Source organism: Streptomyces sp. IBSNAI002 (genome assembly GCF_052244475.1).
Taxonomy (GTDB): Bacteria; Actinomycetota; Actinomycetes; order Streptomycetales; family Streptomycetaceae; genus Streptomyces.
In genome coordinates this window covers 1,122,577-1,141,261 of the sequence record NZ_JBQPXG010000002.1, presented here as the reverse complement: position 1 = coordinate 1,141,261, position 18,685 = coordinate 1,122,577, and the positions used below count along the sequence as shown (strand labels likewise).

19 protein-coding genes and 1 pseudogene are annotated in these 18,685 nt (G+C 73.7%); 9 read left to right on the top strand and 11 right to left on the bottom strand.

Annotation, left to right across the window (positions count from 1 at the left end; all coding sequences use genetic code 11):
* The first annotated feature begins 111 nt into the window (after window positions 1–111).
* The 3 genes from ACTVZO_RS05650 to ACTVZO_RS05640 all read left to right on the top strand — a co-directional run bounded on the left by ACTVZO_RS05650 (window position 112) and on the right by ACTVZO_RS05640 (window position 3,160).
* The gene (locus tag ACTVZO_RS05650) at window positions 112–696 is read left to right on the top strand and encodes a GNAT family N-acetyltransferase (protein WP_443297314.1); all 585 of its coding nucleotides are present in this window, start codon (window positions 112–114) and stop codon (window positions 694–696) included.
* Window positions 697–888: 192 nt separating this feature from the next.
* The gene (locus tag ACTVZO_RS05645; protein WP_443297313.1) at window positions 889–2,034 is read left to right on the top strand and encodes a nitric oxide synthase oxygenase; all 1,146 of its coding nucleotides are present in this window, start codon (window positions 889–891) and stop codon (window positions 2,032–2,034) included.
* A 55-nt stretch (window positions 2,035–2,089) separates the two neighbouring features.
* On the top strand, window positions 2,090–3,160 hold the full coding sequence (locus ACTVZO_RS05640) for a lactonase family protein (RefSeq protein WP_443297312.1): 1,071 nt from the start codon (window positions 2,090–2,092) through the stop codon (window positions 3,158–3,160).
* Window positions 3,161–3,228: 68 nt separating this feature from the next.
* Here the strand turns inward: ACTVZO_RS05640 and ACTVZO_RS05635 are convergent, their stop codons facing one another.
* From ACTVZO_RS05635 to ACTVZO_RS05625, 3 genes are all read right to left on the bottom strand, one after another.
* Window positions 3,229–4,143, bottom strand: coding sequence for a hypothetical protein (locus tag ACTVZO_RS05635; protein WP_443297311.1), 915 nt, complete (start codon window positions 4,141–4,143; stop codon window positions 3,229–3,231).
* Between the two features lie 96 nt (window positions 4,144–4,239).
* Entirely contained in the window at window positions 4,240–4,926 is a 687-nt protein-coding gene (locus ACTVZO_RS05630; RefSeq protein ID WP_443297310.1) for a uracil-DNA glycosylase, read from the bottom strand.
* An 11-nt stretch (window positions 4,927–4,937) separates the two neighbouring features.
* Window positions 4,938–6,029, bottom strand: a complete 1,092-nt coding sequence (locus ACTVZO_RS05625; protein WP_443297309.1) for a WD40/YVTN/BNR-like repeat-containing protein — start codon at window positions 6,027–6,029, stop codon at window positions 4,938–4,940.
* Between the two features lie 221 nt (window positions 6,030–6,250).
* Between ACTVZO_RS05625 and ACTVZO_RS05620 the strand changes: the two genes are divergently transcribed.
* From ACTVZO_RS05620 to ACTVZO_RS05610, 3 genes are all read left to right on the top strand, one after another.
* Window positions 6,251–7,588, top strand: a complete 1,338-nt coding sequence (locus ACTVZO_RS05620; RefSeq protein ID WP_443297308.1) for a wax ester/triacylglycerol synthase family O-acyltransferase — start codon at window positions 6,251–6,253, stop codon at window positions 7,586–7,588.
* Window positions 7,589–7,668: 80 nt separating this feature from the next.
* A complete protein-coding gene (locus tag ACTVZO_RS05615) occupies window positions 7,669–8,778 on the top strand; it encodes an NADH:flavin oxidoreductase/NADH oxidase (protein ID WP_443297307.1) in 1,110 nt (369 codons plus the stop codon).
* Between the two features lie 100 nt (window positions 8,779–8,878).
* Entirely contained in the window at window positions 8,879–9,229 is a 351-nt protein-coding gene (locus ACTVZO_RS05610) for an ArsR/SmtB family transcription factor (RefSeq protein WP_443297306.1), read from the top strand.
* A 114-nt stretch (window positions 9,230–9,343) separates the two neighbouring features.
* On the opposite strand, the gene ACTVZO_RS05605 is transcribed toward ACTVZO_RS05610, so the two are convergent.
* Window positions 9,344–10,702 carry an FAD-dependent oxidoreductase gene (locus ACTVZO_RS05605; RefSeq protein WP_443297305.1) on the bottom strand — a complete coding sequence of 453 codons (1,359 nt, stop codon included), beginning with the start codon at window positions 10,700–10,702 and terminating at the stop codon, window positions 9,344–9,346.
* A gap of 52 nt (window positions 10,703–10,754) precedes the next feature.
* A complete protein-coding gene (locus ACTVZO_RS05600; protein WP_443297304.1) occupies window positions 10,755–11,450 on the bottom strand; it encodes a DUF305 domain-containing protein in 696 nt (231 codons plus the stop codon).
* 78 nt (window positions 11,451–11,528) lie between these two features.
* On the opposite strand from ACTVZO_RS05600, the gene ACTVZO_RS05595 reads away from it, so the two are divergent.
* Complete coding sequence (locus tag ACTVZO_RS05595; protein WP_443297303.1) at window positions 11,529–13,013, top strand: LVIVD repeat-containing protein; 1,485 nt, start codon at window positions 11,529–11,531, stop codon at window positions 13,011–13,013.
* A gap of 70 nt (window positions 13,014–13,083) precedes the next feature.
* Here the strand turns inward: ACTVZO_RS05595 and ACTVZO_RS05590 are convergent, their stop codons facing one another.
* The 4 genes from ACTVZO_RS05590 to ACTVZO_RS05575 form a co-directional block, all read right to left on the bottom strand.
* The gene (locus tag ACTVZO_RS05590; protein ID WP_443297302.1) at window positions 13,084–13,704 is read right to left on the bottom strand and encodes a TetR/AcrR family transcriptional regulator; all 621 of its coding nucleotides are present in this window, start codon (window positions 13,702–13,704) and stop codon (window positions 13,084–13,086) included.
* Between the two features lie 37 nt (window positions 13,705–13,741).
* Window positions 13,742–14,425, bottom strand: coding sequence for a phosphatase PAP2 family protein (locus tag ACTVZO_RS05585; protein WP_443297301.1), 684 nt, complete (start codon window positions 14,423–14,425; stop codon window positions 13,742–13,744).
* Window positions 14,426–14,475: 50 nt separating this feature from the next.
* Complete coding sequence (locus ACTVZO_RS05580; RefSeq protein ID WP_443297300.1) at window positions 14,476–15,414, bottom strand: M56 family metallopeptidase; 939 nt, start codon at window positions 15,412–15,414, stop codon at window positions 14,476–14,478.
* Window positions 15,415–15,494: 80 nt separating this feature from the next.
* On the bottom strand, window positions 15,495–16,019 hold the full coding sequence (locus tag ACTVZO_RS05575) for a DUF5134 domain-containing protein (protein ID WP_443297299.1): 525 nt from the start codon (window positions 16,017–16,019) through the stop codon (window positions 15,495–15,497).
* Between the two features lie 146 nt (window positions 16,020–16,165).
* Between ACTVZO_RS05575 and ACTVZO_RS05570 the strand changes: the two genes are divergently transcribed.
* Window positions 16,166–16,705 (top strand): GNAT family N-acetyltransferase, encoded by a 540-nt coding sequence (locus tag ACTVZO_RS05570; protein WP_443297298.1) that lies wholly within the window; start codon window positions 16,166–16,168, stop codon window positions 16,703–16,705.
* 17 nt (window positions 16,706–16,722) lie between these two features.
* Here the strand turns inward: ACTVZO_RS05570 and ACTVZO_RS05565 are convergent, their stop codons facing one another.
* The gene (locus tag ACTVZO_RS05565) at window positions 16,723–17,415 is read right to left on the bottom strand and encodes a glycerophosphodiester phosphodiesterase (RefSeq protein ID WP_443297297.1); all 693 of its coding nucleotides are present in this window, start codon (window positions 17,413–17,415) and stop codon (window positions 16,723–16,725) included.
* Between the two features lie 191 nt (window positions 17,416–17,606).
* Window positions 17,607–18,260, bottom strand: coding sequence for a PadR family transcriptional regulator (locus ACTVZO_RS05560; protein ID WP_443297296.1), 654 nt, complete (start codon window positions 18,258–18,260; stop codon window positions 17,607–17,609).
* A 49-nt stretch (window positions 18,261–18,309) separates the two neighbouring features.
* Here ACTVZO_RS05560 and ACTVZO_RS05555 point away from each other — a divergent pair.
* Window positions 18,310–18,492: pseudogene (locus tag ACTVZO_RS05555) on the top strand (LLM class flavin-dependent oxidoreductase); the annotation flags it as partial.
* Window positions 18,493–18,685: the final 193 nt, after the last annotated feature.

Here is an 18,685-nt window from a genome sequence, read left to right as displayed (position 1 = left end):
AAGCTTCCTCATGTCTTCGTTTCCACGCGAAGTCATGAACCATTCAATATACGCTCTCCCTTCCTCCGGCAACGAATTCCGCCGGGGGATTTTTTGCGTACCGTGGATCTCATGACCACCGCACACGGCTCCGCCGACGGCATCGTCTACCGCCCCGCCCGCCCCGAGGACGCGGGGGCCATCGAGGCCCTCGACGGCTCGTTCACCACCGACACCGTCTTCGAGGTGGTTCCCCCGGACGGCGCCGGGTTCGGGTTCCTGCTCCGTGAGGTCCCGGCGGACCCGCCCCTGTACAAGGAGTTCCCGCCCGAGGAGCACGACGAGCAGGGCTCCGGCGGCGGGGCGGGCGCCGGCGCGGACGCACGGACGTACGTGGCGCTCGACGGCGGCCTGGTGTGCGGCTTCGCAGCCGTGGGCTACGCGGCGTGGAACCGGCGGCTGACCGTCGAGGACATCGAGGTCTCACCCGGCCACCGGGGCCGCGGCATCGGCCGCGCGCTGATGGAGTGCGCGGCGGACTTCGCCCGCGAACGGGGCGCCGGACACCTGTGGTTGGAGGTCAGCTCCGTCAACGCCCCTGCCGTGCACGCCTACCGGCGGATGGGGTTCACCCTGTGCGGACTCGACACCACCCTGTACGGCGGCACCCCCGCGTCCGGGGAGAAGGCGCTCTTCATGAGCCGGCCCTGCCGCTGACGAGTTGCGGCGGATCGTACGCCTCTTCGACTCCGGACCGCAGGCCGATCGGTGAAGATCACTCGGAGGAGTGTTCCGTACGGCCCTTGCCCGCAGCGCTGACCTGCGGCATGTACAACGGGTGATTGTTTACTGCACATTCATCCGGCATGTACAGGGTGGATCTGTTCGGACAGGGGGTAACGGCCCGGAATGGAAATACTTCAACAGCGCTCCAGCACCGCTCAGGTGTGGGAAGCGGCCGAGGAGTTCATCCGACTCTTCCACAGGGAGCACCCGGATGGCGCGGATACCGGTGATCCGCGCAACCGGCTCGCCGCCGTACGGTCCGAACTGGCGGAGACCGGCACCTACCGGCACACGCCCCAGGAGCTGGTCCACGGGGCCCGGGTGGCCTGGCGCAACAGCAACCGCTGCATAGGCAGGCTCTACTGGAACTCCCTGCGGGTCCGCGACCGGCGGGAGACGACCGACGCCGAGGGCGTGGCCGCGGAGTGCTTCGAGCACCTGCGCGAGGCGACCAACGGCGGCCGGGTGCGGCCCACGATCACGGTCTTCGCCCCGGACGCCCCGGACCGTCCCGGTCCGCTGATCTGGAGCGAACAGCTGGTCCGGTACGCCGGCTACGGGGACCACCACTCCGTCACCGTCGGCGACGCCCGCAACGCCCCGCTGACCGAGTCCCTGCTCCGGCTCGGCTGGTCCGGCGGCGCCGGAACCCCCTTCGACCTGCTGCCGCTCGTGGTGCAGGGCGTCGACGACAAACCCCGCTGGTTCGACACCCCCCGGGACGCCGTCTTGGAGGTCCCGATCGGCCACCCCGACGACGAGGGCTGGGCGGAGTGGGGGCTGCGCTGGCACGCCGTGCCCGCCATCTCCAACATGTGCCTGGAGATCGGCGGCATCCACTACCCGGCCGCACCGTTCAACGGCTGGTACATGGGCACCGAGATCGGCGCCCGCAACCTCGCCGACACCGACCGGTACAACCTGCTGCCCGCCGTGGCCCGCCGGCTCGGCCTGGACACCTCCAGCGACCGCTCGCTGTGGAAGGACCGGGCGCTCGTCGAGCTCAACCGGGCGGTCCTGCACTCCTTCGACCGCGCCGGGGTGACCATCGCCGACCACCACACCGAGTCCCGGCGCTTCCTGTCCCACCTGGAACGGGAGGAGCGCAAGGGCCGGGACGTCGGCGCCGACTGGTCCTGGATCGTGCCGCCGATCTCCGGCTCGGCGACCCCGGTCTTCCACCGCACCTACGAGGACCGGCCGAGCAGTACCGCGTACGTCCACCACCCGGGCGCACAGGACCGGGCCCAGGGACGGGATTTGGTATAGACCTTCTGTTACCGTCGGCTCCGGACGGATCCGGAACGGCGGAGAGGAACAGCCCGTGGACGGCGCGGAGAAGACGGACCAGAGCGGCGGACACCGGGCCTACATCGGCTCGTTCACCTCGGGGGGCGGCCGCGGTGTCACCACCGCGGCCGTGGATCCGGCCACCGGGGCGCTGACCCCGCTCGCGGCCACCGTCGCGGCCGTCGCGGACCCCTCGTACCTGGCCCTGGCCCCCGGCGGGGGCGTGCTCTACGCGGTGAGCGAGACCGGGCGCGGAGCCGTGGCCGCCTTCACGCCCACCGCCGAGGGTCTCGCCCCGCTCGGCGAGCCGGTCCCCGTCGGCGGCTCCGGGCCCACCCACCTCAGCCTCGCCGGCGGACGCCTGCTCACGGCCAACTACACCTCGGGCGGGGTCAGCAGCCTCCCGCTCGCCGCCGACGGCAGCCCCGGCGGCCCCGCTGCCGTCCTCGCGCACGAGGGATCGGGCCCCGACCCCGACCGGCAGGAACGGCCGCACGCCCACCAGGTGCTGCCGGACCCGAGCGGCCGATGGGTGCTCAGCGTGGACCTCGGGACCGACTCGGTACGGGTCTGCGCGCTCGACCCGGCCACCGGCGGACTGCTGCCGCACACCGAGACCGTCCTGCGCGCCGGAACCGGACCCCGGCACCTCGCTTTCCACCCGGACGGCACGGTCGCGTACGTCCTGCACGAGCTGGAGCCGCAGCTGACCGTCTGCCGCTGGAACGCGACCGCCGGCCAACTGGAACCGGTCGCCGAGGTTCCGATCGCCTCCGCGGGCCCCTCAGGGGCCGTACGGGCCTACCCCTCGGCGGTCGTTGCCTCGCCCGACGGCCGGTTCGTCTGGGCGGCGATCCGCGGGACGGACGCCATCGCCACGCTGTCGCTGGCCGCGGGCGCCGAGAAGCCGGAGCTCACCGGTGTCGTCGGCTGCGGCGGCAGCTGGCCGCGGGATCTCGCGGCCGACCCCGCCGGGCGCCGCCTGTACGCGGCCAACGAGCACTCCGGGGACGTCACCTGGTTCGACGTCGATCCCGGGACCGGGCAGCCGCGCCGGGCCGGCTCGGTGGCCGTGCCCGCGGCCACCTGCGTGGTCTTCGGCTGACTCCACCACGAGCAGGGGCCCCCGCCGGTTCAGGCGGGGGCCCCTGCTCGTGGTGTGCGCGAGCGGAATCAGTGCGCCGAGGCGCCCTGGGTGAGCCCGAGGGCCGCGGAGTACTGCGCGACGGCGAGCTTGCCGAGCGCACCGTAGGCGCCCAGCACCTCGGAGGCGGCGCAGCCGGCGTCCTTGCAGGCGGTGTCCAGCAGCCCGTCGGCGGCCTCCGGGCCGATCAGGTACGGGGCGAGCGCGAGCAGCGTGGAGCCCTCGCGGCGCAGCTGGTCGGCGACGGCTGCCACCGATCCCTCCTCGTCGAGCGCGGCGGCCTTCACCGGCACGGCGAGCCGGGCGGCGAGCAGCATCCCGGTGATCCCGGCGGCCTGCACGGCCTCCTCGCCGCCGGTGGTGGCCAGCACGATGCCGTCGGCGGCGGTGGTCACGGTGAACAGGCGGGCGCGGTCGGCGCGGGCCAGACCGGCCTCGGACAGCCGCACGTGCAGGCCCTCGGCGAGCAGCGGGTGCGGGCCGAGCACGTCGGCCAGCTCGGCCGCGGCCGAGGAGTCCATCAGGGCCTGGCGGATCCGGCGGAGCAGATCGCCGTCGGGGCCGGCCAGCAGCGGGACCACCACGGCGTCCGGGCCGGTCGGCGCGGGCACCTCGTGACCGGCGGCGCGGGCGAACTCCGCACGCGCGGCGCGCTCGCCCGCGACGGCGGTCAGCGTGCCGGACAGGGACGGGAACTCGGAGGCGTCGTCACCCTCGAGGAAGCCGATGCGGGCGTCGAGGCCCGGCAGCTCGGAGCGGCCGATGCTGATGATCTCTTCCGCCAGCCCGCGCGAGGCGGCCGAAGGGACACCGGGCACGGCGAGCACCAGCGCGGGCGCGCCCTCGGGCGCCGCCGCGGGCTCGGGCCGGCGGTGCCGTCCGGTCTGGCGGGGTCGCGGGCTTCGTACGGGCAGGCCATTTGCGGGCCCAGTGGGGGAGCTCATGGCGCCGCATGCTACTGGCTTATCGGAACAGGGTGTTCGGGCAGGGCCTTCTCCGGTGGCATCTGTCCGTATTTATCCGGTGAAGGGCCGACAGGGTCAACTGACGGACGGCAAGCGCCAGTCCACAGGCTGTGACCCCTGGTCCGTCAGCAGCTGGTTCGTCCTGCTGAACGGCCTGGATCCGAAGAACCCGAAATCGGCGGACTTGGGGGAGGGGTGGGAGGACTCCACCACCGGCAGTTCGCCGAGGAGCGGCCGCAGATTGCGGGCGGCCCGGCCCCAGAGGATGGACACCAGCGGCTTGCCGCGTGCGGCGAGCGCGCGGATGGCCTGGTCGGTGACGGCCTCCCAGCCCTTGCCCTGATGGGCGTTGGACCGGCGGGGCGCGGTGGTCAGCGAGCGGTTGAGGAGCAGGACGCCCTGCCGGGTCCACGGCGTGAGGTCGCCGTTCGCGGGGCGGCCGGTGCCGAGGTCCCGGTGCAGTTCCAGGAAGATGTTGTCGAGGCTGGGCGGCACCGGCCGCACCTCGGGCGCCACCGAGAAGGACAGGCCCACCGCGTGCCCCGGGGTGGGGTAGGGGTCCTGGCCCACGATCAGCACCTTCACCTCGTCGAAGGGCTGCTGGAAGGCGCGCAGGACATTGGCCCCGGCCGGGACGTAGGTCCGGCCCGCCGCGATCTCGGCGCGCAGGAAGTCGCCCATCGCGGCGATCTGACCCGCCACCGGCTCCAGAGCCCGGGCCCAGCCCGGCTCGACGATCTCGTTCAACGGTCGTGCTGCCACGGTGGATCACTCTACTGGCCGATCGTCGCCGCCCGCACACAGAGCACGTCGGGCAGGTGCCCGGCCAGCAGCTGCCAGGTCTCGCCGTCGTCGTGGCTCGCGTACAGCTCGCCGTTGCGGTTGCCGAAGTAGATCCCCGCCGGATCGGCGTCGTCCGTGCACAGCGCGTCGCGCAGCACCGTGCCGTAGTGGTCCCCGTCGGGCAGGCCCTTGGTGAGCGGCTCCCAGCTGGCGCCCGCGTCCCGGGTGCGGAAGACCCGGCACCGGTGCCCGGCCGGCACCCGGTCGGAGTCGGCGTTGAGCGGGAAGACGTAGGCGGTGTCCGGGTGGTGGGGGTGGGCGGCCACCGCGAAGCCGAAGTCGGAGGGCAGTCCGCCGCCGATGTCGGTCCACCGGGTCCCCGCGTCGTCGCTGCGGTAGACGCCCCAGTGGTTCTGCAGGTACAGCCGGTCCGTGTTCCCGGCGTCCTGGGCGATCTTGTGGACGCACTGGCCGAACTCGGGGTGCGGATCGGGCAGGAACACCGCGGACACCCCGTCGTTGGAGGGCTCCCAGCTGGCGCCGCCGTCCTTCGTCCGGAACACCCCGGCGGTGGAGACGGCCACGGTCACCGCGTCCCGGTCGCGCGGATCGGTGATCACCGTGTGCAGGCCCTCGCCCCCGCCGCCCGGCTGCCAGCTGCCCCGGCTCGGGTGCTCCCACAGCGGACGGACCAGCTCGAAGGACTCGCCGCGGTCCACCGAGCGGAAGAGCGCGGCCGGCTCGGTGCCCGCGTAGACCACGTCCGGGGCCTCCGGTCCGGCGGGCTGGAGCTGCCAGACCCGCTCCAGTGAGGCGCCGGTGTCCTTGGGGAACCTCACCGCGGCCGCGGCGGGCTCCTGCCACGTCGCCCCGAGGTCGTCGGAGCTGAACACGGACGGCCCCCAGTGCGAACTGTCCCCGCCGACCAGCAGCCGGGGCGCCGGTCCGCGCCGGTCGACGGCGACCGCGTACACGGCCTGGGCATTGAAGTGGGGGCCGTCGAACTCCCACGGCGCCGCGCCACGGCGGCGGCCGATGAAGAGCCCCTTGCGGGTACCCACGAGCAGCAGTACGTCGGCCATGGCCGGTACCTCCGGACTTCGTCGTCCATGCTTTCGGAGCTTTTCGGCCAGTCTGCACCCGCCCACTGACAGCGGCCCGGCGGGCGGTGCGGCGCTCCGAGCCGCTGGTAGATACCGATCATTTACCACTCATTTACGATCGAGAAATGGTTGCTACTTGCATGTAGGTGTTCGGAATGGATTGACTTCAGGCCACCGCAGCCGCACGCGAGAGGACGTACGTGGCAACCGAGCACCTCTCCCCGCTCGACCTCGCCTTCTGGCGGATCGAATCCGCCGCCCACCCCATGCACCTCGGCGCCCTCGCCGTCTTCTCGGCGGCCGGTGGCGTTCCCGGCGCCGCCGAACACGCCGCCGAGCTGCTCACCGCCCGCTGCGCCGCCGTGCCGGGCCTGCGCCGCCGGATCCGGGACGTCCTGCTGCCGGTCGGCGCGGCCGCCTGGTCGCCCGACCCCGGTTTCGACCCGGCGCGGCACGTGTTCCTCCACCGCACCGACGAGCCCCTCGCGCACACCGCCGCCGGCCCGCTGATGGCCCGGCCCCTGGACCGGGGGCTGCCGCCCTGGGAGGCGCACGTACTGGCCGGGCCCGACCCGGACTCCTTCGCCGTGCTCTTCAAGTTCCACCACGCCCTCGCCGACGGCCTGGGCGCGCTCGCCCTGGCCGCGGCGCTGTTCGACGAGGGCCCGGAGCCGCGGCGGCCCGCACGGCCCGGCCCCGGGCGGCGGCCCGTGCCCGAGCAGCGCGCCGGCTCCGCCCTGCGGCGGCTGCCCGGGGTGCTCGCGGCCCGGGTCCAGGAGGTCGGCCAGGCCCTGGAGATCGGCGCCGCCGTGGCCCGCGCCGGGCTGCCGCTCGGGATCCCCGGCGTGCTCACCGCGGGAGCCGCCGGCGCCGGAGCCCGTACGGTCGCGGGTCTCGCGCTCGACCTCGACGAGGTCGCCCTCGTCCGCAAGGCCGCCGGGGGCACCGTCAACGACGTGCTGATCTCCGTGGTCGCGGGCGGCCTGCGGCGCTGGCTGGAGGGCCGGGGCGACCCCGCGCCCTGCGGGCCCGGACCGAGGGCCCTGATCCCCGTCTCCCGCCGCGGCCGGCCCGGCGGCGGGGGCAACCGGCTCTCCGGCTACCTGCTGCGGCTGCCGCTCGCCGAGCGCGACCCGCTGCTGCGGCTGGACCGCGTACGGGCGGCGATGGACCGCAACAAGGACGCCGGACCGGCCCGCGGCGCGGGGGCCGTCGCCCTGCTCGCCGACCACGTCCACCCGCTCGGTCACCGCCTCGGCGGCCCGTTCGTCGCCCAGGCCGCCCGGCTGCTCTTCGACATCCTGGTCACCAGCGTCCCGCTGCCGGGTCTGACCTTCTCCCTCGGCGGGAGCCGGGTCCGCGAGGTCTACCCGCTCGCCCCGCTGGCCCACGGCCAGACCCTGGCCGTCGCGGTCTCCACCTACAAGGGGACCGCGCACTACGGGCTCGTCGCCGACGCGGCGGCCGTCCCGGACCTGCCCGCGCTGGCGGAGGCGCTGCGGGCCGAGCTCGACGCGCTTGTACGAGAAGTCTCGTAGTACGAGGGGTTTCGTAGTACGGTGAGTCTCGTACTTACCCGCCGATCCCCGGTGTGCCCGGTGACGTCTGGAGAGCCCTGATGAGTGCTGCCCCTGCTGCTCCCGCTGCCTTCGCCGCCCTGTTCACGCCCTGCACGCTGCGCTCGGTCACCGTCCCGAACCGCGTGTGGATGGCCGCGATGTGCCAGTACAGCGCCGACCCCGCAGGCCCCACCGCGGGCGTGGCTCACGACTGGCACTTCGCCCACTACGCCGCCCGCGCCGCCGGCGGCACCGGCCTGATCATCCAGGAGGCCACCGCCGTCTCCCCGGAGGGCCGGATCTCCCCGTACGACCTCGGGATCTGGAATGACACCCAGGTCGAGGCGCTGCGCCGGATCACCGGCTTCCTGAAGGCCCGGGGCACCGTCCCCGGCATCCAGATCGCCCACGCCGGACGCAAGGGATCCACCGACCGCACCTGGAAGGGCGGCGCCCCCGTCGGCCCCGAGGAGCACGGCTGGCGGACCGTCGCGCCCAGCGCCGTGCCGTTCGCCGAATCCCACCCGGTTCCGCACGAGCTGACGGCCGATGAGATCCGCGAGATCGTCGGGCAGTTCGCGGCCGCGGCCGAGCGCGCCCTCGCGGCGGGCTACGAGGTCGTGGAGATCCACGGCGCCCACGGCTACCTGATCGGCGAGTTCCTCTCCCCCTACAGCAACAGGCGCACCGACGAGTACGGCGGCTCCTTCGCCAACCGCACCCGCTTCGCCCTCGAAGTCGTCGACGCCGTACGGGCGGTGTGGCCCGAGGAGCTCCCGCTGTTCTTCCGGATCTCCGCCACCGACTGGCTGGAGGAGGACGGCTGGACCGCCGACGAGACGGTCCGGCTGGCCGCGCTGCTCCGGGAGCACGGGGTGGACCTCCTCGACGTCTCCACCGGCGGGCTCGCGCCCGGGGCGAAGATCCCGGTCGGCCCCGGCTACCAGGTTCCCTTCGCGGCCCGGGTCAAGGCCCAGACGGGCCTGCCCACGGCCGCCGTCGGCCTGATCACCGAACCGGAGCAGGCCGAGAAGATCCTGGCCAACGGCGAGGCCGACGCGGTCCTGCTGGGCCGGGAACTGCTGCGCGACCCGTACTGGGCCCGCCGCGCGGCCGTCGAACTGGGCGCGGAGATCCGTACCCCGGCCCCGTACGACCGGGCCTGGTGAAGCGCCGGTTGCGGTGACGCCGGGCCGCACCCGGCCCGGCTCATACGAAGACTCTCGTACGATGGGGGGCCCGACCAAGGCGAACGAGCGGAGCAGGGACATGACGGAACGTGACGCGGCCCGCGCCCTCGCCCACCCCGAAGCGGCCGGGATCCGCCTGGAGGGCGTCCTGCACGCGCTGTCCGACCCGGTCCGGCTCTCCATCGTCCGGGACCTGGACGGCTCGGCCGCGGCGCTGGCCTGCTCCGCCTTCGATCTGCCGGTCACCAAGTCCACGACCACCCACCACTTCCGCGTGCTGCGGGAGAGCGGCGTCGTACGGCAGACCTACCGCGGCACGACCAAGCTGAACGCCCTGCGCCGCGAGGAGTTGGAGGAGCTGTTCCCCGGCCTCCTCGACAGCGTCCTCACGGCCGCCGCGGCCGAGGAGACCCGGCTGGCCCCGGCCTGACCCGACCAGCCCCGCTCCGGCGCCTAGGGCCTGTCGTCAAACTCCCGTCTGCCCCGCGACGCCTGGCACGCGCTCTCGCCGCACCGGGCGACGACGGGGGTTTGACGACAGGCCCTAGGCCAGCCCCGCCGCGCCCAACAGGCCCTGCCAGTCGGGGATCTTCACCGAGTGGCGGCCCAGCGAGCGGCCCAGGTCGGCTTCGGCGGCCTCCACGGCCAGCCAGCCCGGCCACTCCACCGGGCGCAGGCCCGCCGCGCGCAGCGCGTGCAGCGGGTCGCCGGGCAGCTCCCGCCGGGCCAGTACCCCCGCGTCCTGGAGCAGCGAGGACGCGGTCTCCTTGGCGCAGGGCCGGTTCGTGCCGATCACCCCGGTCGGACCGCGTTTGATCCAGCCCGCCACGTACTCGCCGACCGAGGCCCGGCCCGCGCGCACCACCCGGCCCGCCGCGTGCGGGACCGTGCCCTTCGCCGGGTCGAAGGGCAGCCCCGCCAGCGGGACGCCCTGGTACCCCACCGAACGCAGCACCAGCCGCGCCCCGATGTCCTCGAACACGCCCGTCCCGGTCACCCCGCCGCGGCCGTCCGGGGCCGTCCGCTCGAAGCGCATGCCGCTCACCCGGCCGTCGGGCCCGCCCAGGACCTCCACCGGGCGCAGATAGAACCGCAGGTCGATGCGGCGCCCCGCGTCGCCGGGCCCCCGCTCCGCCCAGCCGCGCAGCACCTCCAGGTTGCGCCGGGCCACCGCGGGCAGCGCCGCGGCCGCGGCCGGGTCGCCGTAGACCGGGTCCAGGGCCGCCTCTGCGGGGTCCACCACGGCGTCGACGCCGGGCAGCGTGCCCAGTTCGCGCAGCTCCTTGGTGGTGAACTTGCCCTGCGAGGGGCCGCGCCGGGCCACCATCGCCACCCGCCGCACCCCGCTCTCGGCGAGCGCGCCGAGCGCCGGCTGCGGCATGTCCGTCGGCGCCAGCTCCGCCTCGCCCCGGGCCAGGATCCGTGTCACGTCCACCGCGACGTTGCCCGCGCCGACCACCACCGCCGAGTCCACCTCGGTCAGTCCGAAGGCCTCGGCGACGGCGTCGGGGTGCCCGCTGTACCAGGACACGAAGGCGGTCGCGGAGTGCACCCCGGCCAGCTCCTCGCCCGGGATCCCCAGCATCCGGTCGCGCGCCGCGCCCACGCAGTACACCACCGCGTGGTAGAGCTCCAGCAGCCGCCGCGTGGACAGCAGCTCCCCGCCGACCTCGACGTTCCCGAGGAACCGGACCCGCTCGTCCTCGAGCACGGTGCGCAGGCTGCCCTGAAGTGACTTGATCTTCTCGTGGTCGGGGGCGACCCCGTACCGCACGAGCCCGTACGGTGCCGGCAGCCGGTCCAGTACGTCGACCCGCACCCCCGGCACCTCGCGCTGCTGCACCAGTGTCTGGGCCGCGTAGACCCCGCTGGGGCCCGATCCGACGACGGCGATACGAAGCACGGCGGAGCTCCTCCCGCAGGTGGTCCCAGCATGACACCGGGTGCCCGGGCCGTCAGCCCATCGCGCGCATCCGGTGGACTTCGGCCGTCTGCGTCGCCACCACCTCGGTGGCCATCTCCTCGACCGCCACGTTGTTGCCGCCGGCCAGCGCCTGCCCCGCCATCTTGAGGGCGCCCTCGTGGTGCGCGGTCATCAGCTTCAGGAACAGCCGGTCGAAGTCGGCGCCCGCTGCCCCGGTCAGCTCCCGCAGCTGCTCCTCCGTCGCCATGCCGGGCATCGCGGCGTGGTCGTGGCGGTGCCCGCCGGTGCCCGCCGGCGGGGCGGGGTGGAGGGTCAGCCACCTCTCCATCGCCCCGATCTCGGGCTGCTGGGCGGCCGCGATCCGCTCCGCCAGGCGCTTGACCCCGTCCGCGGAGGCCCGCTGCGGGGCCAGCGCGCTCATCGTCAGCGCCTGCCGGTGATGCTCGATCATGCCCTGTACGTAGGAGTGGTCGGCGGCGTTCGGGCTGTCGTCGGGCTTCTCCCCCTCGGCCTGTTCGGGGGTGAGGGTGCGGGCCTTCTCGCCCGGCTTGCCCGGTGCGAGGACCACGGTCCGGCCGTCCTCGGCGCCCGCGGCCCCGGCGGACCGGTCCTCGTCCTGGCAGCCGGTGAGCACCAGCAGGAGGCCGGCGGCCACGACCGCCGCGGCGAACCGGCCCCGCCCTGTTCCCGGGGCCTCGCGCCTCCGGGGGTCTTTTGCCATGTCCATGGAAAGGAAGATACTGCCGGGGTCCGGGTTCCGATCCCCCATCGAGCGGAACCGACCGGACTCCCATGGGAGGGCACAGTGAGCTCGTTCCACAGCACGAGAGTGCGCAAAGGGAGGGTGGCGGCGGCCGTCGCGGCGGCCGGGCTGCTCGCCACGCTCCTGACCGCCGGGCCGGCGGCCGCCACCCCCGACCCGGGTGACCTGGCCCCGGGCGGCGGCAGCCGGCAGGACGCGGGCCTCGTCGAGGGCAGGGAGCTCGCCCCCGGCGAGATCCCCGGCCAGGACGAGATCGTGCACAGCAAGAACATCAAGCACCTGGCGAACGTCCCCCTCGCCGCGAGCGCGACGATCAGCACCGACCTGGCCTTCCAGGGCAAGTACGCCTACGCGGGCAACTACAACGGCTTCACGATCTACGACATCGCCAACCCGAGGGCGCCGAAGACCGTCAGCCAGGTGCTGTGCCCCGGCGGCCAGAACGACATCTCCGTCCACGGGGACCTGCTCTTCCTCTCCACCGACTCCTCGCGCAGCGACGACTCGTGCAACAGCGTCTCGCAGCCCGCTACGGAGAAGTCCTCGTGGGAGGGCATCAAGATCTTCGACATCAAGGACAAGAAGAACCCCAAGTACGTCAAGTCCGTCGAGACCAACTGCGGTTCGCACACCCACACCCTGGTCCCGGACGGCCGTGACATCTACGTGTACGTCGCCTCGTACTCCCCGAACGAGGCCTTCCCCGACTGCAAGCCGCCGCACGACGGCATCTCGGTGGTGAAGGTCCCGAAGAAGGCGCCGACCAGGGCCGCGGTCGTCGCCTTCCCGGTCCTGTTCCCGGACGGCGGCAACCCGGGCGGGCCCGCCAACCCGGGCGTCTCCAAGACCACCGGCTGCCACGACATCACCGTGCTGCCCTCGAAGAACCTCGCCGCCGGCGCCTGCATGGGCGACGGCATCCTCTTCGACATCAGCCGGCCCGAGCAGCCCAGGGTCATCGACCGCGTGCAGGACAACGTGAACTTCGCGTTCTGGCACTCGGCGACCTTCAACGAGCGGGCGAACAAGGTGGTGTTCACCGACGAGCTCGGCGGCGGTGGCGGCGCCACCTGCAACGCGGCCACCGGCCCCGACCACGGCGCCGACGGGATCTACGACATCACCGGCCGCGGAGACCAGCGCAAGCTCGCCTTCCGCAGCTACTTCAAGATCCCGCGCCACCAGGCCGACACCGAGAACTGCGTGGCCCACAACGGCTCGCTGATCCCGGTCGGCGGCGGCCGCGACATCATGGTGCAGGCCTGGTACCAGGGCGGTGTCTCCGTGTGGGAGTTCACCGACTCCGCCCGGCCCAAGGAGATCGGCTACTTCGAACGGGGCCCGCTGACCACCGACGCGCTCGGACTCGGCGGCTCCTGGTCGGCGTACTACTACAACGGCCACATCTATTCGAACGACATCGCCAAGGGCTTCGACGTGCTGAGGCTCGACGACTGGCGCACCGAGAGCGCCAAGTGGGTGTGGATGGACCGGCTCAACGTCCAGACGCAGCCCGAGTACCACTGACCGCGGAGGGCCTCGCGGCCCGGTGGTCCGCCTGATCCGCCTGATCCGGCTGTCGACCTGATCCGGTGACTCAGTGAATCGTTCCGCCGGGCGGCCCGCCGTCCGGCGGAACACCGAGCTCCCAGTCCAGTCCGTAGCGCTGGAACAGCTCGGCCCGCAGCCGGGCCGGCGGCATGGGCGCGCCGGGCAGCAGGACCGCCACCACCGCGCCCATCAGCAGGGCCCGCAGCAGCGGGTAGTCCGCGTCCGCGTCCGGCGAGCCGTACCGGACGACGGTGTCCCGCAGCAGCTCCGCCAGCCGCTGCTGCTCCGGGCACCGCACGAAGCCCTCGGCCGTGAGGATGCCCGCCATGTGCGTCCGCATCAGCAGCGGCTGGTCCCGGGCCAGCCCGAGGATCGCGTCGATGGCGCGCGCCATCTGCTCCCGCCCGTCGTCGCTGCGCGGCTCGCGCTCCAGGGCCGCGTCCAGGGTGAGGTGCATCAGCCGGTGCACCGCCGACTGCAGCAACTGCCGTTTGCCCGGGAAGTAGTACGAGACCAGGCCGCGTGCCGCGCCCGCCCGGTCGGCGATGTCGCCGAGGGTCGTGGCCTCGTAGCCGCGCTCGGCGACGAGCTCGACCGTGGCCTGGAGCAGCCGCTCCCGGGAACGTCTGCGCAATTCTTCATTGACCGATGCGCTGCGCGGGGACATGCTTACTCCTGCGTTGACTGGCTCGGAGCCAATATACTCAGCGCGCGGGGCCGCCTGCTCTGGGTGACACGGGGGATCGCCCAGGGCAGGCACACTCCCGGCCGGGTCCCGGTGCGGCGATGACGAGCGCCACCAGGGCCACGCCCAGCAGCCAGCCCCCCACTACGTCCGACGGCCAGTGCACCCCGAGGTAGATCCGGGTGAAGCCCACCCCGAGCACCGAGACCACGGCAGCGGCCCAGGCGGTGACCACCGCCCACCGCGGGGTGCCGCGGGGGAGCAGCCACAGCAGCAGCCCGCACACCACCGTCGCCGTCATCGCGTGCCCCGAGGGATAGGCCGCGAAATCCGCCCGGTCCACCGGATCCGGCCACTGCGGACGCTCCCGCCCCACCAGCGCCTTCAGCCCCTGCTGCACCGCGGTCGCCACGAGCACCGCCACCGCCAGCCGCAGCGCCCGTCCCCGACGGCCGCGCAGCCACAGCACGACGCAGGCCGCGGCGGCCAGGGCCCGCATGGCCCAGGGGTCCCACACCCAGTCGCTGAAGATCCGCACCGTCAGGGTGACCCCGGGGTGGCCGACGGCATGGCGGTGGAGGTCCCGGACCACCCGCCCGTCGAACGAGAGGAGGGGCGTCCACCCCGCCACCACCAGCGCCGTCAGTACGGCCGCGAGCAGCGCACAGCCGATGCCCGCCCGGCGCAAGTGATCGTTCCGCATGGGGCGATCCTCGCACCGACCGCCCCAGGACCCCGAAGCCGCGCGGGCCGCTACCCCAGCGCGCTCAGCCCGGGTACGAAGGCCACCAGCAGCGGAACCGCCGGGACCAGGGAGGCCAGAGCCGTCAGCCGCAGCCTGTTCATCGCGGAGAGCCGGGGCGCCGCCGAGAGCAGCCGGCGCACCCGCTCCTGGACGTGCGCCTGCGGGGCCGCGGAGGGTCCGAACGCCCCGCGGTCCTCGTTCAGCCCGACCAGGGCCAGCGCGACCGTGAGCCGGCCGTACCGCCGCGAGGCCACGTCGTCGGCGGCCAGTTCGACCAGGCGGTGCATCTCCGCCTCGAAGGCCGCGAAGACCGGTACCTGCGGGAAACCCCCGGCCAGGGCCCGCGAGCAGTGCAGCAGCCAGTCGTGCCGGGCTGCCGCGTGCCCCTGCTCGTGAGCCAGCACGGCGTCGAGCTGGCTCCCCTTCAGCCGGCCCAGCGCCGCCGTCGTGACCACCAGCTGCGGGGCCGCCCCCGGCAGCCACCAGGCGTCCGGCCGAGGGCCCTCCAGGACGACGAGCCGCGCGCCCGTGGGTTCCTCCCCGGGCAGCAGCGGGGCCCGCACCAGCAGTTCGCTGCCCTGCGCGCGCCGCCGGGCCCGCGCCCCGAGCACCTCCCGGGCCAGCATCGCCGCGGTCCACAGCGCCCCGCCCGCCAGTACGAGCGCGGTGCCGGCGGCCCAGGGACCGCCCGAGGCGCCCAGCGCGTAGGCGTCGACGACCCCGTGCGGGGCGGCGGCGAAGAGCCGGCCGCGTACCGCGTGCCAGGCCGCGGCCGCGCTCAGCAGCATCGACAGCCCGAAGCACAGGAGCACCGCGCCCACCACGCACTGCCAGGCCCACAGGGCCACCACGGGTTCGCGCTCGGGCCAGCGGGCGCGGGCCAGCAGCCGGGGCGCGAGCACCGCGGTCAGGGCGCCGAGCAGCAGGAGGGCGACGGGGACCATCATGGCCGCCAGCCTATGAGCGCGGGGCTACCTGCGGGTACGGTCCCGGCGCATTGGTGACGCAGGACACGTACCGCGCGCCCTCACATCATCAGCAGCATCGCCAACATCCCGATTCCCATGGCCAGTCGGCACGCCCGGGACAGCTCGGCCGACGACGCCACCGGGTAGGTGCCTCGCCCGCCGCCGCCCGCCGCCACCAGCCGGGCCCCGCCCAGCAGCACGTACCCGGCGAAGTAGAGCAGCAGCAGCCCGGTGACCAGGGACGGCCCCGTGCCGTGGCCGTCGCCGTGGCCGGAGCCGGCCGCCGCCGTCAGCGCCATGTAGGCCATGGCCAGCGAGCCCACCAGGTGGTGCGCGTGGTGCACCCCGCCGCGCAGCAGCCACACCGCGTGCAGGGCCGCGGCGCAGAACACCGTGCCGAGCGCCAGCGCCTGCCACCCGTCACGGTCCCCGAGGGGTACCGCCATGAGCGCCATGCCGAAGGCCATCACGGCCTCTCCGGCTGCGGCCCCGCCCGATCTGCGCACCTGCCGCAGGCAGTACGCCCCGCTCACCGCGCACAGGACGACGAGCAGCCAGGCGGAGGCGGTGTCGGCGGAGGACATCGCGGAACCGTGCACGGCGGAACCTCCCGGTTCGTCGGCTTCAGGGGAAGGGATGCCCCTCTCGCGGCTCCTTCACGCGGACCCGGGTTAGGCTCTCCCTGCCGTATTCGGCATGTCACATGCCCCCGCGCAGAACGGAGTCGCCGATGTCGACCGCCAACCCCGCCGCCCTCAGCTTCCGCAGTGCCGTCGAGGCGGACGTGAGCGAGCTGGTGGTCCTCGTGGAGTCGGCGTACCGGGGAGACGCCAGCCGGGCGGGCTGGACCACGGAGGCGGACTACCTGGACGGGCAGCGCACCGACGCCGACGGTGTCCGCCAGATCATCGACGCGGCCGACAGCACCCTGGTGGTCGTCGAGCGCGCGGGCGAGACCGTCGCCTGCTGCCAGCTCGAATTCCGGGGCGACCACGCCTACTTCGGAATGTTCGCGGTCCGCCCGGGGCTCCAGGGCGCGGGCCTCGGCAAGGAGATCCTGGCCGAGGCCGAGCGCCGCGCCCGTGACACGGGCGGCGCCAAGGAGATGCGGATGACGGTGGTGAACGTACGGGAGGAGCTCATCGCCTACTACGTGCGCCGCGGTTACCGGCGCACCGGCGAACTGAGCCCCTTCCCCTACGGTGACGAGCGCTTCGGCGTCCCGCGCCGCGACGACCTGGCCTTCGAGCTGCTCGTCAAGCCGCTGTAGCCGGAGCGGCCCCGCGGCTACGCGGTGAAGCGGCCCGTGCTGCGGATCTCCGGGAAGTCGGTGACGGCGCCGTCCAGTTCGAGCGCCCGCGCCAGCCGCAGCAGGTCGAGGGTGTTGACCGCCCGGCCGGTCACCCGCAGGCCGGAGGCGTGCGCCGCTTCGACGGCCGCCAGGCTGAGCCGCCGGATGTCCAGGGTGACCGCCGCCGCACCCGCGGCCGTGGCCCGGCGCACGACGTCCTCGGCAGCCTCGTCGGGAGCGGCCGCGTGCAGGACGGTCCGGACGCCCGGTACCAGCCGCGCGACCTCGGTGAGCAGCGTCCCGTCGGAGGAGGCCACCTCCACCCGGGCGGTCAGGTCGCGGCGCAGCAGCAGTTCCGCGAGCGCCCCGGCCGCCGCCCGGTCCCGTACGGACACCTGGAGCGGGGTACGGACCGCGTCCAGTACGTCCTCGAACACCGGCACGCGCTCGCCCTGACCGGCATCGAGTCCGCGCAGTTCGGCCAGGGTCAGGTCGGCGACGGCCCCCGAGCCGTCGGTGGTCCGGTCCACCTCGGGGTCGTGCAGGGCGACGAGGGCGCCGTCCTTGCACAGCTGGACGTCCAGGGCGATGACGTCCATGCCGGAACGTTCCGCTCGGAGGTACGACCGCAGGGTGTTCTCCGGTTCGACACCCATGACCCCGCGGTGACCGATGGTGAGGAAAGTCAAGGTTCTCTCGCTTCCGTCGACGGCGGCTCCCCGCGCGGACGCGGTGTCCCGACCGGCCGCGCGCGATGAGGACGCATGCTAGTGCGCCGAAGGTGCGAAGGGACCGCCCGTGCAAGGCCCCGCGGAGGCGCACCGGCCGCTTCCCGTCGGGGTTGTGGGCCCCCGCGCGGGCGGCGGCGGCCGCGTCGCCGTCACCCGGGCGTGGGCGCGTCCCCGTCGGCTTGACGGCCCGCGCCGGGCGGTTCGTCCAGCGCGGCCAGATCGGCGAGGAGGGCTTTGCCGAGCTCCAGTTCCGCCAGGTGCTGGCGCTCGCTCCAGCGCAGCGCCAGCGCGGGGAAGGCCCACTCCGGGACCTCGCCCGCCTGCGCCACGGCCTCCCGTACGGCGGCCAGCTCGGCCCGGGTGCGCTCCAGGTGCTCGCCGACCATCGCGCGCAGCCGCTCGGGTTCGTGCAGGTGGCCGAGCCAGACCCGCAGCAGCAGTCCGTGCTTGAGCACCGGGGGCCCGGCCTCCGCCGCACCGGCGGCCCAGCCGGCCAGCGCCTCGCGTCCCGCGTCGGTGATGGCGTACCGCCGCTTGGCCCGGGCCTCCTCGGGGCCGGAGCGCGCGGAAGCCGCGTATCCCAGTTCCTCCAGGCGGCGCAGCTCGGCGTAGATCTGGCTGATGGCGGGCGACCAGTAGAAGAAGCGGAGCGAGGAGTCCGCCCACTTCTTCAGCTCGTAGCCCGTGCGCTCCCCGGGGAAGGAAAGAAGGCCGAGAACCGCCCACGCGGTCGGCGGCAGCTCCCGCTTCCCGGGCTCCTGCTTCCACGGCTCTTGCTTCTTCGACGTCTGACTATTAGTCATATTCCTCATTGAAGTAAGACCGGGCACAGGACGCAACCCTGGAGGCACCGTGAAATTCTCCGTGATCTTCGAAGCCCAGCTCGCCGACCCGACCGTGGAGCGGGAGCACCAGGTGATCCGCGACTGCGTGGAGCAGGCCGTGCTCGCCGAGCGGATGGGCTTCGACCGGATCTGGGCGGTCGAACACCACTCGCTCAAGTGGTACGCACACATGTCCGCACCCGAGAGTTTTTCATTGCGCATGGGTTCGTGCCGGGGGTTCGGGCTGGCGGGAGGGTCGCAGTCTAAGGCGAGGGTCGGGGGTCGGGCGTATCGGGGCTCGATGTGACGCCGGAGGAGCGTCGCGCCTTACTGGGGGATGAGGTCATCGAGCGGATCCGCCGGGAAGCGGCCGCGGCCCCACCGCCGGACGCGGTCCTGATCGC

What these genes read in the sequence shown, in the direction of transcription:
- ACTVZO_RS05610 (WP_443297306.1), top strand. Translation starts at nt 8,879, where the DNA reads ATGACGGAACGTGACGCGGCCCGCGCCCTCGCCCACCCCGAAGCGGCC.
- ACTVZO_RS05590 (WP_443297302.1), bottom strand. Translation starts at nt 13,704, where the DNA reads ATGTCCCCGCGCAGCGCATCGGTCAATGAAGAATTGCGCAGACGTTCC.
- ACTVZO_RS05625 (WP_443297309.1), bottom strand. Translation starts at nt 6,029, where the DNA reads ATGGCCGACGTACTGCTGCTCGTGGGTACCCGCAAGGGGCTCTTCATC.
- ACTVZO_RS05560 (WP_443297296.1), bottom strand. Translation starts at nt 18,260, where the DNA reads ATGACTAATAGTCAGACGTCGAAGAAGCAAGAGCCGTGGAAGCAGGAG.
- ACTVZO_RS05645 (WP_443297313.1), top strand. Translation starts at nt 889, where the DNA reads ATGGAAATACTTCAACAGCGCTCCAGCACCGCTCAGGTGTGGGAAGCG.
- ACTVZO_RS05635 (WP_443297311.1), bottom strand. Translation starts at nt 4,143, where the DNA reads ATGAGCTCCCCCACTGGGCCCGCAAATGGCCTGCCCGTACGAAGCCCG.
- ACTVZO_RS05650 (WP_443297314.1), top strand. Translation starts at nt 112, where the DNA reads ATGACCACCGCACACGGCTCCGCCGACGGCATCGTCTACCGCCCCGCC.
- ACTVZO_RS05600 (WP_443297304.1), bottom strand. Translation starts at nt 11,450, where the DNA reads ATGGACATGGCAAAAGACCCCCGGAGGCGCGAGGCCCCGGGAACAGGG.
- ACTVZO_RS05615 (WP_443297307.1), top strand. Translation starts at nt 7,669, where the DNA reads ATGAGTGCTGCCCCTGCTGCTCCCGCTGCCTTCGCCGCCCTGTTCACG.
- ACTVZO_RS05575 (WP_443297299.1), bottom strand. Translation starts at nt 16,019, where the DNA reads ATGTCCTCCGCCGACACCGCCTCCGCCTGGCTGCTCGTCGTCCTGTGC.
- ACTVZO_RS05585 (WP_443297301.1), bottom strand. Translation starts at nt 14,425, where the DNA reads ATGCGGAACGATCACTTGCGCCGGGCGGGCATCGGCTGTGCGCTGCTC.
- ACTVZO_RS05570 (WP_443297298.1), top strand. Translation starts at nt 16,166, where the DNA reads ATGTCGACCGCCAACCCCGCCGCCCTCAGCTTCCGCAGTGCCGTCGAG.
- ACTVZO_RS05580 (WP_443297300.1), bottom strand. Translation starts at nt 15,414, where the DNA reads ATGATGGTCCCCGTCGCCCTCCTGCTGCTCGGCGCCCTGACCGCGGTG.